This window comes from Kribbella sp. NBC_00662 (assembly GCF_041430295.1).
Classification (GTDB): Bacteria; Actinomycetota; Actinomycetes; order Propionibacteriales; family Kribbellaceae; genus Kribbella.
Genome location: NZ_CP109029.1, coordinates 3,213,501 through 3,226,133, shown reverse-complemented (window position 1 = coordinate 3,226,133; position 12,633 = coordinate 3,213,501). Strand labels below are relative to the sequence as shown.

Below are 12,633 nucleotides of genomic sequence, written 5' to 3'. Positions count from 1 at the left end.
ATCAACCTGCCTGAGCATCTCAACCGGTGGGTGAGTGGGAGCCCGAGAATACCCCCGATGGGTATAGCTCCGCGACTTGCATTCGATACCCGGAGGGGGTACGTTCGCGTTGTCGACATACCCCCGAGGGGTAGCTGAGGAGTTTGAGATGACCGACGAGCACGTACACGGATACACCGCTGAGAAGACCAGCCACCTGAAGCGGCTGCGGCGGATCGAGGGGCAGATTCGCGGTCTGCAGCGGATGGTCGAGGAGGACAAGTACTGCATCGACATCCTGACCCAGGTGTCGGCGGCCACGAAGGCGTTGCAGTCGTTCTCGCTCGAGCTGCTCGACGAGCACCTCTCGCACTGCGTGGTCGAGGCCGCGCAGAAGGGTGGGCCGGAGGCCGAGGAGAAGGTTCGCGAGGCCTCCGACGCGATCGCCCGTCTGGTTCGTAGCTAATCACCGAAGGAGCAACGCATATGACCACCACGACCTACTCCGTCTCCGGCATGACCTGCGCGCACTGCACCTCAGCAGTCACCGAGGAGCTCAGCAAGCTCGTCGGTGTGCAGGACGTGAAGATCGACCTCGTCGCGGGCGGCACCTCCGCGGTGCACGTGACGAGTGAGTCCGCGCTCGACGAGGCCGCCGTTCGTGAGGCTGTCGACGAGGCGGGCTACGAACTGGCGGCGTCGTGAACCGGGCCGCCGCGCTCCGGCTCGGCGCGTTCGCCGGTGCGCTGGCGCTCGCCTTCGGGGCGGCGTACGGCATCGGCACCGCGGTCGACCCGATCGCGGCGGCCGACACACCTTCGCAGTCGCAGGAGATGGGTATGGGCGACATGGGCGGGCACGACGCCGGCGGGCAGTTGCCGGGGCTCGCGGTGTCCGACGCTGGATACACGTTCACCCCGGCGACGACGTTCTCCACCGCCGGCACGAAGACCGCATTGCGTTTCACGATCACCGGACCGGACGGCAAACCGGTCACGCAGTACACGAAGACGCACGAGAAGGACCTGCATCTGATCGTCGTACGGCGCGACCTGTCCGGATTCCACCACGTGCACCCGACGCTGGCGGCCGACGGGACGTGGAGCATCCCGTTCACGTTCACCGCCGGCGGGACGTGGCGGATGTACGCCGACTTCCAGCCGGCCGGTCTCGACAAGAACATCACTCTGGGCACGGACGTGAACGTCTCCGGCCTGTACATCCCGGTCCCGCTCAACGACCCCGCCGCCGTCACCAGCATCCACGGGTACGACGTGACGCTCGCCGGCACGCCGGTCGCGGGCAAGGAATCGCAGCTGACGTTCAAGATCACCAAGAACGGCAAACCGGTCACTGACCTGCAGCCGTACCTGGGCGCCTTCGGACACCTGGTCTCGTTGCGCAGCGGCGACCTGGCCTACCTGCACAACCACCCGGCGCAGCACGCCGAGCCGGGGATGAAGGGCGGGCCGTCGATCGACTTCATGACGACCTTCCCGACCGCGGGGACGTACAGCCTGTTCCTGGACTTCCAGCACGCCGGCGCCGTACACACAGCGGAGTTCACGGTGAAGGTCGACTCGACCGGTACGACGATCGTCCCGCCAACCGCCGTACCAGCCCATGAAGAGGAGGCACACGAACATGAGCAACCAGTCCGTTGAACTCATCATCGGCGGGATGACGTGCGCCTCCTGCGCGGCCCGGGTCGAGAAGAAGCTGAACCGGATGGACGGCGTCACGGCGACCGTCAACTACGCCACCGAGAAGGCGAAGGTGACCTACCCCGATGGCGTCTCGACCGACGACCTGGTCGCCACGGTCGAGAAGACCGGCTACACAGCGGCCCTGCCGACACCGGCGGTATCGACGGAGGCCGACGAGCCAGATGAGCTGAAACCCCTGCGGCAGCGGCTGATCGCGAGCATCGTGCTGACGGTGCCGGTGGTCGCGTTCGGGATGATCCCGGCGCTGCAGTTCGACTCGTGGCAGTGGGCGTCGCTGACGCTGGCGTTCCCGGTGGTGACGTGGGCGGCGTGGCCGTTCCACAAGGCCGCCTGGACGAACCTGCGGCACGCGGCGACGACGATGGACACGCTGATCTCGCTGGGCGTCGTCAGCTCGTTCCTCTGGTCGCTGTACGCGCTGTTCCTCGGCAGCGCGGGTGAGCCCGGCATGAAGATGCCGTTCACACTGATCCCGTCCCGAGGCAGCGGCGCCGAAGAGATCTATCTCGAGGTCGCGACTGCTGTCACCACGTTCATCCTGGCCGGCCGGTACTTCGAGGCGCGCGCCAAGCGTCGCTCCGGTGCCGCCTTGCGCGCCCTGCTTGAGCTCGGCGCGAAGGACGTCGCAGTACTGCGGAACGGAGCCGAGACCCGGATCCCGGCCGACCAGCTGGTCGTAGGCGACGAGTTCGTCGTACGGCCCGGCGAGAAGATCGCGACCGACGGTGTGATCGTGACCGGGAGCAGCGCGGTCGACGCGTCGATGCTGACCGGCGAATCTGTACCGGTCGAGGTCGGTGCGGGTGACGCGGTCGTTGGCGCGACCGTCAATGCGGGCGGGCGGCTCGTCGTCCGGGCGACCCGAGTCGGTGCGGACACGCAGCTCGCGCAGATGGCGCGGCTGGTGGAGGACGCGCAGAACGGGAAGGCCGCCGTACAGCGCCTTGCCGACAAGGTGTCCGGGATCTTCGTACCGATCGTGATCGGGCTCGCGCTGGCGACGCTCGGCTTCTGGCTGGGCAACGGTTCGCCGGTGGAGGTCGCGTTCACGGCAGCGGTCGCCGTGCTGATCATCGCCTGCCCGTGTGCTTTGGGCCTGGCCACGCCGACCGCGTTGATGGTCGGGACCGGTCGGGGCGCGCAGTTGGGCATCCTGATCAAGGGCCCGGAGGTGCTGGAGTCCACGCGCCGGGTCGACACCGTCGTACTGGACAAGACGGGCACCGTGACAACGGGCCGGATGGAGCTGGTCGACGTACTCCTGGCTCCCGGTCAGGAGCGGGCCGAGGTGCTGCGGTTGGCGGGTGCGCTCGAGCACTCGAGCGAACACCCGATCGCGCAGGCCGTCGCCCGGGCCGCATCGGCCGCCGGGAAGCTGCCGGAGGTCGAGGACTTCGGGAACGTCGAGGGTCTTGGCGTGCAAGGGATCGTCGACGGCCACGCCGTACTCGTCGGACGGACGCGGTTGCTGGAGGAGTGGAGCCAGCACCTGCCGGCCGAGCTCGCCCACGCGAAGGAGCACGCCGAGGCCGAGGGCAGTACTGCGGTCGCGGTCGGCTGGGACGGCGAAGCGCGGGCCGTGCTCGTCGTCGCCGATACGGTGAAACCGACGTCGGTGCAGGCGATCCGGGAGCTTCGGGAGCTGGGGCTCCGGCCGGTCCTGTTGACCGGCGACAACGAAGCGGTCGCGACGAAGGTCGCCGGCGAGGTCGGTATCGACGAGGTGATCGCCGAAGTACTGCCGGCCGGCAAGGTCGACGCGGTCAAGAAGCTGCAGGACGACGGGCGCGTGGTCGCGATGATCGGTGACGGCGTCAACGACGCGGCCGCCCTGGCCCAGGCCGATCTCGGCCTGAGCATGGGCACCGGCACCGACGTGGCGATCGAGGCGAGCGACCTGACGCTGGTGCGCGGCGATCTGCGGGCGGCCGTGGATGCCATCCGGCTGTCCCGCAGTACGCTGCGCACGATCAAGGGCAACTTGTTCTGGGCGTTCGCCTACAACGTGCTGGCCCTGCCGCTTGCCGCCGCCGGCTTGTTGAACCCGATGCTGGCCGGGGCCGCGATGGCCTTCAGCTCGGTGTTCGTCGTGTCCAACAGCCTGCGGTTGCGCCGGTTCCGGTCGCTCATCTGATCCAGGCGGTCGCGTCGGTCGGAAGCTTGCCGTTGTCGAGGGGGATGCTGGTCAACAGCACCTCCTCGTACGGCGGCAGCTCGATCGGCGCGCTCGTGAGGTTGACGACGCAGATCAGATTCTCCCGCTGGAACACGAGGACGTCGGCCGGCGACTCCAGCCACGTCAGCACGCCGTCGCCGAGCAACTCGCGGCGCAACCGCAGTCCGGTGCGGTAGAGGGCCAACATCGAGTTCTGGTCGTCGTGCTGGGATTCGACCGTCAGGTTCTTCCAGTCGGCGGGCTGCGGCAGCCACGGCGTACCGGCACCGAACCCGAACGGCGGTTCCTTCCCCGACCACGGCAGTGGCACCCGACAACCGTCCCGACCGCGGTCGGCGCCCTTGGAACGGATGAAGATCGGGTCCTGCAGGAGGTCGTCCGGCAGGTCCTCGACCTCCGGGAGACCGAGCTCCTCGCCTTGGTAGACATACAGACCACCGGGCAAGGCCATCGCCAGCAGGGCCGCGGCGCGTGCGCGGCGTTCGCCCAGCACCAGGTCGGTCTGCATCCCGTGCTTGCGATCCTGGTGCGAGAACGACGTGTCCGGACGGCCGTACTTCGTCACCGGCCGCGTCACGTCGTGGTTCGACAGGACCCACGTCGGAGGGGCGCCGATCGGGACGTGCGTCGACAGGGTGAGGTCGATGGATGCCTTCAGCTCCTCGGCTTCCCAGGGGCGGGACAGGAAGTCGAAGTTGAACGCGGTCTGCATCTCGTCGGGCCGCAGGTACAGCGCGAAGCGTTCCTGGTCGGGCATCCACATCTCGCCGACGAGGAACCGCCCGTCGTACTGATCGGTGATGTGCCGCCAACCCCGATAGACCTCGTGTACCTCGTCGTGGTCGGTGTACGACTCCTCGACGCTGTCCAGGTCCTTGAACAGTACGGCGGCGCTGTCGATCCGGATCCCGTCGACGCCGCGGTCGAGCCAGAACCGGAGGATGTCGTGGAACTCCTCGACGACCTCGGGGTTGCGCCAGTTGAAGTCGGGCTGCTCGGGCGCGAACAGGTGCAGGTACCACTCACCGTCGTCGACCTGGGTCCAGGCCGGCCCGTTGAAGATCGACTGCCAGTCGTTGGGCGGGCCATCGTTCCGGCCGGAGCGGAACAGGAACCGCTCCCGCTCGGGCGAACCCGGGCCGGCGCGGAGGGCCTCGACGAACCAGTCCTGCTGGTCGGAGCCGTGGTTCGGCACGATGTCGATGATCGTCCGGATGTTGAGTGCGTGCGCCTCCGCGATGTACGCCTCGGCCTCGGCCAACGTCCCGAACGCCGGGTCGATCGCCCGGTAGTCCGCCACGTCGTACCCACCGTCAGCCATCGGCGACGGGTACCACGGGTTCAACCAGATCGCATCCACACCGAGCTCGGCCAGGTACGGCAGCTTCTCCCGCAGCCCTGCCAGATCCCCGATCCCGTCACCGTTCCCATCGGCGAAACTCCGCAGGTAGACCTGGTAGATCGCGGCTCCACGCCACCATTCGTCGGCCATGAAATCTCCTTAACCTTTGAGGCTTCCGGTTGTCAGGCCCGGCGCCCTCTATCCCCGCCCCGAGCGGAGCGAGGGGCGGGTTGTTGTTCTCATCCTTTGAGGCTTCCGGCTGTGAGGCCCGCCATGATGCTTCTTTGGAAGATGAAGAACACGATGATGGTGGGCAGGCTGGCGATCACCAGTGAGGCGATCAGGACGTTCTGCGGCATCTGGGCCGACAGCGACGCGATGCCGACGCTGATCGACATCTTGTCGGTCTCCGGCAGGACCAGCAGCGGCCAGACGAAGTCCTTCCAGACCGTCACGACCGACAGGATCGACACGACTCCGATGATCGGGCGCGACACCGGCAGCACGATCGACCAGAGGATCCGTGCGGGCGAGGCGCCGTCGATCTCCGCGGCCTCGAGCAGCTCCCGCGGGATCGAGTCGAAGAACCGCTTCAGCAGGAACACGAAGAACCCGTTCGCAGCCGCCGGCAGCCAGATCGCCCACGGAGTATTGAGCAGGTCGGCGTGGAAGATCGGCAGGTCCTTCGCCACCAGGTACGTCGGCAGCAACAGCACCATCGGCGGGATCATCAACGTCGCCAGCATCGCGCCGAGCACCAGCTTGCCGAAGATCGGCCGCAGCTTCGACAAGGCGTACGCCGCACTCACGTCGACCGCGAGTGTGAACAGCCACGCGCCACCGGCGTACAGCACGGTGTTCTTCAGGAAGACCCCGAGCTGGAGCTGTTCCCACGCGTCGACGTACACGTGCAGGTCGAAGTGTTTCGGGAAGAAGCTGGGCGGGATCTGCGCCAGCTCGTCGGGTGACTTCAGCGCGCCGGTGACCATCCAGTAGAGCGGGAACACGAACGCACCGGTGAACCCGACGACCGTCACGGTCAGGATCGTCCAGTAGATGATCCGGCCGCGCGGGCTGCGGAGCGCGAGCGGTGAGACCAGGGTCCTCATCGGGCGTCCTCCTCGCGCGACACACGCAGGTAGACCGTGGAGAAGATCAGCAGCACGATCATCAGCATCAGACCGAGCGCGGATCCACCGCCGAAGTCGCCGAAGTTGAACGCGTACTGGTACATCAGGTAGGCGACCGTCACGGTCGCGTTCTCCGGGCCGCCGCCGGTCAGCAGGTACGGCTCGATGAAGACCTGCATCGTCGCGACGATCTGCAGCAGCAGCATCACCAGCAGGATCAGCTTGGTCTGCGGGATCGTCACGTGCCAGACGCGGCGGAACAGGCCGGCGCCGTCGAGCTCCGCGGACTCGTAGAGGTCACCGGGGATGCTCTGCAGCGCGGCCAGGTAGATCAGCGTGCCGGTGCCGAGGTTCATCCAGGTCGACACGATCACCAGGCTGACGAGCGCCGTACTCGTCGAATCCAGCCAGCTCAGCGGCGGGATGTGCACGACGTCGAGCGCCTGGTTGAACAGGCCGGCGCCCGGGTCGTAGAACCATTTGAACAGCAGTACGGCGACCGCAGGCGGGAGCATCACCGGCAGGTAGACGACGAACCGCAGATACGCCTTCGCGTGCTTCAACTCGTTGAGCACCACGGCGAGCACGAACGGTACGGCGTACCCGATCACCAACGCGAGCCCGCTGAACGCCGCCGTGTTCAGCCACGCCGACCGGAACGCCGGGTCCGCGATCACCGTCCGGAAGTTGTCGAACCCGACCCAGACCCCCGGATCCACGAAGTTGTTCTGCTGAAAACTCAGCACGACCTCGCGCACCATCGGATACCAGGAAAACAAGGCAAAACAGATCAGCGCGGCACACAGGAAGCCGTACGCCGTCAGGTTGCGAGCCACCGCGCGTCGCAGCGCGCCGTGGTCGTCTGGGGATCGCGGGTCCGTCGCCCCCACGGTGTGGGGACGACGGACCTGCTCCTCGGTCACCGTCATTACGTGTTCTTTGCCAGGATCTTGTTCGCCTTGCTCTCCGCGTCACCGAGCAGCTTGTTGATGTCGGCGTCGTTGCGGGTCAGGACGGCGGACATCGCCACGTCGAGGACGGCGTACAGCTCCTGCGCCTTCGGCGGTTCGAGCTTGTTGGTGATGTTGCCCTGGGCAGCGACGTACGGCGCGAAGTTGTCGACCGGGACCGTCGCGTACTGCTTCCGCAGCGCGGTGATCTCATTGCCGGGGGCACTCGTTCCGTACAGATCCGGGATCGGCAGACCGACCGGGCGGCCCTGCTCCTTCGAGCGTGCGTAGTCGAACTGCCCCTTGCCCGGCGTGAGCTCGTGGAACTCGAGCCACAGCAGACCCGCCTTGATCTTCTCCGGCGAGGCCTTCGGGTTGAACATGTACCCGTCGCCACCGCTCAGCGACGACTTCCCGTCCGACTCCGGTACGGCGGTGACGCCGTAGTCCTCGAACTTGCCCTTGAAGTCGTTGTTGACCGACTGGACGACATCCGGCGCACCGACCATCATGCCGAGCTTGCCGCCGCCCATCATCCGCATCAGGTCCTCCCACTGGAGCAACTGCTTCGTGCCCATGGAGTTGTCGTCCCAACGCATCTGCTTCAGGTTCTCCAGCACCGCCTTGCCCTCGTCGCTGTTGAACGCCGCGGTCTTCCCGTCGTCGCTCACCATCGACCCGCCGCGCGCGTACAGCTCGGCGGCGAAGTGCCATCCACCGGTGTTGCCGGCGGAGTACTCGCCGTACCCGACGTACCCCGGGCCGAGCGCCGCGATCTTCTTCGCCGCCTCCCGGACCTCGGACCAGGTCTTCGGCGGGTTGGCCGGATCGAGACCGGCCTGCGTGAACAGCTTCCGGTTGTAGACCAGACCCATGTTGTAGTTGTTCCGCGGCAGGCCGTACGTCTTGTCGCCGTCCTTGAACACGCCCATCACGTCCGGGCGCAGATCCTTGACCGCGTTGACGCTGCCGACGTACTGGCTGATGTCGGCGGCCTGCTTCTTCTCGATGATCTTCCGGACGTCGGTGTAGTAGACGTAGAAGAGATCCTCCTGCGTCCCGCCGGCCAGCTTCGCCTGGAAAGTGTCGGGGTTGATACAGGGGAACGCGTCCTTGCCCTGGACGGTGATGTTCGGATGCGCCTTCTGGAACGTGGCGACATCCGCCTCCCAGGCCTGACGCTCCTTCGGATTGCTCTTCGGCGGCTCGCAGCCGACCGTGATCGTGACCGGTCCGTCGGCATCCGCGGCCGGTTTGTTCGCGTCCCCCGACCCGCAGGACGCGGCCACCAGCCCGAGTCCCGCAACCAGCAGCAGGCTGAGCCCGCGGCGCGTTGTCGTCATTTCCACCCTCTCCCTCGGATCGTGTGGACACCGTAGGGAACTGGACGCATGATCGCAATACTTCGATCTGACATTGCAAAAACGTGACTTATCGTGGGAGATTGCCTGCTGGAGGCAAACGACAAGCAGCCGCCGACCAGATCGGTCAGCGGCTGCGGGTACTGCGTGATGTCTAGATTCGGGCGCGTGCGGTGGAGGCGCGGACGACGAGTTCCGGCTCGAAGAGCAACTCGTCGGCGGGTACGACGGCGCGCTCGATCAGCGCGACCAGCATGTCGACCGCGGCGCGCCCCATCGCGTCGATCGGCTGGCGGACCGTGGTCAGCGGCGGGTCGGTGCAGTTCATCATCGCGGAGTCGTCGTACCCGATCACCGACACGTCGCCCGGGACGCTCAGGCCGGCTCGCCGTACGGCGCGGATCGCACCGAGCGCGAGGATGTCGCTGGCGCAGACGATGCCGGTGACGCCGGAGTTCACCAGCCGGGTCGCGGCCGCGTGCCCGCCCTCGAGCGAGAACATCGTGTGCTCGACCAGCTTCGGATCGGCCTCGTCCGCGGCCAGGTAGGCCTCCAGCTTCCGCCGGGAGGGGATGTGGTCGCGCGGGCCGAGCACCATCCCGATCCGCAGGTGACCGAGCGCCCGCAGATGCCCGATCGCCATCTCCGCGGCGACGTAGTCGTCCGACGACACCTGCGGGAACCCGAGGTGGTCCACCGCCGCGTTGACCAGGACGGTCGGCAGCTTGCGCTCCTGGATCAGCTCGTAGTGCTGGTGCGGCGCATCCGCCTGCGCGTAGAAACCGCCGGCGAACACGACCCCGGACACCTGCTGCTGGAGGAGCAGATCCACGTAGTCGGCCTCGGACACGCCGCCGACCGTGCGGGTGCAGAGCAAGGACGTGAAACCTTGCTGCGCGAGCGCGCCACCGACGACCTCGGCGAACGCGGGGAAGATCGGGTTCTGCAACTCCGGCAGGACCAGACCGACCAGCCGGGCGCGATCACCGCGCAGCTGCGTGGGCCGCTCGTACCCCAGCACGTCGAGGGCGGTGAGCACGGCCTCCCGGGTCGCCTCGGACACTCCGGGCTTCCCGTTCAGGACGCGGCTGACGGTGGCTTCGCTGACGCCGACCTTCTTGGCCACCTCTGCAAGTCGTCGAGTCATGGCGCAAACTCTACGCCCAATCACGCAAGAATTTGCAAGGACTTGCGTACCTCGCTGAACCCTCAGGATTCCTGACAGACTGGGAGCCGTGCCCCGATTCGTCGCCACCCGCCCGGACACCGGCCTGCTGTCGCTCCCCTGGGACGTCCCGCTGGAGGACTGGCCGGAGGATCAGCTGGTCGCGCTGCCGCGCGGTATCTCGCGGCACGTCGTCCGCTTCGTCCGGGTCAACGGCACGGTGTACGCGATCAAGGAGGTCCTCGAGCACCTGGCCATGCACGAGTACCGGCTGCTCCGCGACCTCGAACGCCTGGAAGCCCCGTCCGTCGAGCCCGTCGGCGTGATCACCGACCGGGTCGACCGCGACGGCGAGCCGATCGACTCGATCCTGATCACCCGGCACCTGCAGTTCTCGCTGCCGTACCGCGCATTGTTTTCCAGCACGCTCCGGCCGGACACGGTCAACCGGCTGATCGACGCACTGGTCGCGCTGATCGTCCGGCTGCACCTGCTGGGGTTCTTCTGGGGCGACTGCTCGCTGTCCAACACCCTGTTCCGGCGGGACGCGGGCGCGTTCGCGGCGTACCTGGTGGATGCCGAGACCGGCGAGCTGCACCAGGACATCTCGGACGGGCAGCGGGCGCACGACCTGTACACCGCTGAGATCAACCTGTTCGGCGAACTGCTCGACCTGCAGGAGGGCGGTCTGCTCGACGAGTCGATCGACCCGCAGGAGACCGTCGAGTCGATCCAGAAGCGGTACGAGGCGCTGTGGGCCGAGCTGACCGCGCCGGAGGAGTTCGCCACCGACGAGATGCACCGGCTCGACTCGCGGATCCGGCGCTTGAACGAGCTCGGCTTCGACGTCGCCGAGATCGACATCATCACCGACTGGGACGGCAGCCAGGTCCGGATCCAGCCGAAGGTCGTGGACGCCGGCCACCACTCCCGCCGGCTGCTCCGTCTCACCGGTCTGGACGTCGAGGAGAACCAGGCCCGCCGGCTGCTCAACGACCTGGACGCGTTCGCCGCTGCCACCGACCAGCAGAACGAGGACGAGGAGATCGTCGCCCACCAGTGGCTGACCGAGGTCTTCGAGCCCGTCGTCCGCTCGGTCCCCCGCAACCTGAGGCGCAAGCTCGAACCCGCCGAGGTCTTCCACGAGGTCCTCGAACACCGCTGGTTCCTGTCCGAACAGGCCGGCCACGAGGTCGACACGATGGAAGCGGCCCGCTCCTACGTGAACGACGTACTGGCCGCCAAGCCGGACGAGAAGCTGGCGCTGCCGACGCCGTCTCTCCCAGAGCCCGACTGAGCTTGCAACGTTCCGGCCCTCCGTGACGTGATCAGGGTGGAGGTGCCGGATGGAGATGCCCGACTTCGACGACTGGGTCGCCCAGCGCGGCGGCGCACTGCTGCGGTTCGCGTACCTCGTCACGCGCGACCACAACCGCGCCGAGGAAGCGGTCCAGGACGCGCTGATCGCGGCGTACTCGCGGTGGACCAAGATCTGCCGCGTCCAGGATCCCGAGGCCTACGTACGGCGCTCGATCGTCAACGCCGACATCTCTCGCTGGCGCCGCTTCTTCCGCCGGGAGACCCCGGCCGGGGACGTCGGCAGCAGCGCGACCAGTCCGGACCCAGCGACCGCACAGGCTGAGCAGGACGCGGTCTGGGCACTGTGCGCCACCTTGCCCGCGAAACAACGAGCAGCCGTCGTACTCCGGTACTACGAGGACCTCCCCGACGCGGAGATCGCCGTGATCCTGGAGTGTTCACCCGCCACCGTCCGCTCCCAGATCCACCGTGCGCTGGCAAGCCTGCGCACCACCATCACCACCGAGGAGGTCAAGCACTGATGGACCGCTCCGAACAACTCATCGCCGACAGCCTGTCGAAGCACGCGGCGGACGCCCCATCGGACGACCGCCTCCTGGACGGAATCCACGCCCGCCTGCGCCGACGCCGCAGCGGTCGTGCCGTCGGCGTCGTCGTGCTGGCAGCGGCCGCCGTTGCAACCGCGATCACCGCTTCGCACAACCTCGCGGACCCGCAGATCGCACAGGATCAGACGCAGGGCTGGCGATGGGAGTCGCACAAGACCGTGCAGGTGCAGGTCCCGGCCGAGTGGAACCAGTACGTCTCCGGTGCGGCGCCGTGCACCGGCTCCGCCGATCGGACGCCGGTCATCGGGCGGTTCAACGATTGGCTCGGCGGCCGGCGGCTGCCATGTGTCGTCGCGGTCATGCCGTTGGACCAGCGCCAGGAGTATCTGTGGTTCAACGACGTGCAGGCGCCGGGCATCACGAAGTACGACGGCGGCTGGACCGAGGAAACCCGGCTCGTCGGCGGGGTGAAGATCAGCGTGCTCACCCGGGACGACGCGCTCCGCGAGCGCATCCTCGACTCGGCCCGCGCGATCACCACCACCGACGACTACGGCTGCACGCCGCGCGACCCCGGCGACCAACCGGGCGCGCTGAGCGGTCCGGTGACCTCCGGCGACGTCTGCGAGTACTACGACGGTTCGCTGGTCGCCGGCTCGAGCCTGCCCGTTGCACAGGCGGTCGGGTTCGACCCCCGCGGAGCGAACCCTTCGACCCAACCGGAGACTCCCGCGACCCGTTGCCACGTCCCGGCTCCCCGCATCTTCGTCGTCACCCTGCACACCGCCACCTCGTCATGGCGGCTCCGCATCAGCTACTGCGGCGACCATGGCTCGCTCGGCAGCCTCCTGCTCCAAGGCCCCCACCGCCAGTCCCAACCAGGCGACATCATCCTCGCTCCGGCCGGTGCCACGCCCTCGCCCCGCTAGGGTTGA

12 protein-coding genes are annotated in these 12,633 nt (G+C 67.5%); 7 read left to right on the top strand and 5 right to left on the bottom strand.

The genetic code is table 11. The features are described from left to right. Positions 1 to 148: 148 nt before the first annotated feature. The 4 genes from OHA10_RS16345 to OHA10_RS16330 are packed head-to-tail and all read left to right on the top strand — an operon-like array spanning position 149 to position 3,840. Positions 149 to 445 (top strand): metal-sensitive transcriptional regulator, encoded by a 297-nt coding sequence (locus OHA10_RS16345; RefSeq protein WP_371407056.1) that lies wholly within the window; start codon positions 149 to 151, stop codon positions 443 to 445. A 20-nt stretch (positions 446 to 465) separates the two neighbouring features. Next, the gene (locus OHA10_RS16340) at positions 466 to 684 is read left to right on the top strand and encodes a heavy-metal-associated domain-containing protein (RefSeq protein ID WP_371407055.1); all 219 of its coding nucleotides are present in this window, start codon (positions 466 to 468) and stop codon (positions 682 to 684) included. Continuing rightward, on the top strand, positions 681 to 1,643 hold the full coding sequence (locus OHA10_RS16335) for a hypothetical protein (RefSeq protein ID WP_371407054.1): 963 nt from the start codon (positions 681 to 683) through the stop codon (positions 1,641 to 1,643). The genes OHA10_RS16340 and OHA10_RS16335 overlap by 4 nt, the downstream gene beginning before the upstream one ends. Next, complete coding sequence (locus OHA10_RS16330) at positions 1,624 to 3,840, top strand: heavy metal translocating P-type ATPase (protein WP_371407053.1); 2,217 nt, start codon at positions 1,624 to 1,626, stop codon at positions 3,838 to 3,840. The genes OHA10_RS16335 and OHA10_RS16330 overlap by 20 nt, the downstream gene beginning before the upstream one ends. On the opposite strand, the gene OHA10_RS16325 is transcribed toward OHA10_RS16330, so the two are convergent. The 5 genes from OHA10_RS16325 to OHA10_RS16305 form a co-directional block, all read right to left on the bottom strand. Beyond that, positions 3,833 to 5,374 carry a glycoside hydrolase family 13 protein gene (locus OHA10_RS16325; RefSeq protein WP_371407052.1) on the bottom strand — a complete coding sequence of 514 codons (1,542 nt, stop codon included), beginning with the start codon at positions 5,372 to 5,374 and terminating at the stop codon, positions 3,833 to 3,835. The genes OHA10_RS16330 and OHA10_RS16325 overlap by 8 nt on opposite strands. Positions 5,375 to 5,463: 89 nt before the next feature. After that, positions 5,464 to 6,333 carry a carbohydrate ABC transporter permease gene (locus tag OHA10_RS16320; RefSeq protein WP_371407051.1) on the bottom strand — a complete coding sequence of 290 codons (870 nt, stop codon included), beginning with the start codon at positions 6,331 to 6,333 and terminating at the stop codon, positions 5,464 to 5,466. Next, positions 6,330 to 7,283, bottom strand: coding sequence for a carbohydrate ABC transporter permease (locus OHA10_RS16315; RefSeq protein ID WP_371407050.1), 954 nt, complete (start codon positions 7,281 to 7,283; stop codon positions 6,330 to 6,332). Before OHA10_RS16315 ends, OHA10_RS16320 begins: the two co-directional genes overlap by 4 nt. Then, positions 7,283 to 8,647 carry an ABC transporter substrate-binding protein gene (locus OHA10_RS16310; protein WP_371407049.1) on the bottom strand — a complete coding sequence of 455 codons (1,365 nt, stop codon included), beginning with the start codon at positions 8,645 to 8,647 and terminating at the stop codon, positions 7,283 to 7,285. Before OHA10_RS16310 ends, OHA10_RS16315 begins: the two co-directional genes overlap by 1 nt. A 172-nt stretch (positions 8,648 to 8,819) precedes the next feature. After that, entirely contained in the window at positions 8,820 to 9,812 is a 993-nt protein-coding gene (locus OHA10_RS16305) for a LacI family DNA-binding transcriptional regulator (protein ID WP_134105554.1), read from the bottom strand. A 67-nt stretch (positions 9,813 to 9,879) separates the two neighbouring features. Here OHA10_RS16305 and OHA10_RS16300 point away from each other — a divergent pair, with 67 nt between their 5' ends. Genes OHA10_RS16300 through OHA10_RS16290 form a run of 3 tightly spaced genes read left to right on the top strand, consistent with a single transcriptional unit; the run spans position 9,880 to position 12,627 of the window. After that, entirely contained in the window at positions 9,880 to 11,127 is a 1,248-nt protein-coding gene (locus tag OHA10_RS16300; RefSeq protein WP_371407953.1) for a DUF4032 domain-containing protein, read from the top strand. 49 nt (positions 11,128 to 11,176) lie between these two features. Further along, a complete protein-coding gene (locus OHA10_RS16295) occupies positions 11,177 to 11,671 on the top strand; it encodes a SigE family RNA polymerase sigma factor (protein WP_371407048.1) in 495 nt (164 codons plus the stop codon). Next, a complete protein-coding gene (locus OHA10_RS16290; protein WP_371407047.1) occupies positions 11,671 to 12,627 on the top strand; it encodes a hypothetical protein in 957 nt (318 codons plus the stop codon). Before OHA10_RS16295 ends, OHA10_RS16290 begins: the two co-directional genes overlap by 1 nt. Positions 12,628 to 12,633: the final 6 nt, after the last annotated feature.

Excerpts from the sequence above, each read along its gene's own strand:
- OHA10_RS16345 (WP_371407056.1), top strand. The coding sequence starts at position 149 with ATGACCGACGAGCACGTACACGGATACACCGCTGAGAAGACCAGCCAC.
- OHA10_RS16340 (WP_371407055.1), top strand. The coding sequence starts at position 466 with ATGACCACCACGACCTACTCCGTCTCCGGCATGACCTGCGCGCACTGC.
- OHA10_RS16330 (WP_371407053.1), top strand. The coding sequence starts at position 1,624 with ATGAGCAACCAGTCCGTTGAACTCATCATCGGCGGGATGACGTGCGCC.
- OHA10_RS16325 (WP_371407052.1), bottom strand. The coding sequence starts at position 5,374 with ATGGCCGACGAATGGTGGCGTGGAGCCGCGATCTACCAGGTCTACCTG.
- OHA10_RS16320 (WP_371407051.1), bottom strand. The coding sequence starts at position 6,333 with ATGAGGACCCTGGTCTCACCGCTCGCGCTCCGCAGCCCGCGCGGCCGG.
- OHA10_RS16315 (WP_371407050.1), bottom strand. The coding sequence starts at position 7,283 with ATGACGGTGACCGAGGAGCAGGTCCGTCGTCCCCACACCGTGGGGGCG.
- OHA10_RS16310 (WP_371407049.1), bottom strand. The coding sequence starts at position 8,647 with ATGACGACAACGCGCCGCGGGCTCAGCCTGCTGCTGGTTGCGGGACTC.
- OHA10_RS16305 (WP_134105554.1), bottom strand. The coding sequence starts at position 9,812 with ATGACTCGACGACTTGCAGAGGTGGCCAAGAAGGTCGGCGTCAGCGAA.
- OHA10_RS16295 (WP_371407048.1), top strand. The coding sequence starts at position 11,177 with ATGGAGATGCCCGACTTCGACGACTGGGTCGCCCAGCGCGGCGGCGCA.
- OHA10_RS16290 (WP_371407047.1), top strand. The coding sequence starts at position 11,671 with ATGGACCGCTCCGAACAACTCATCGCCGACAGCCTGTCGAAGCACGCG.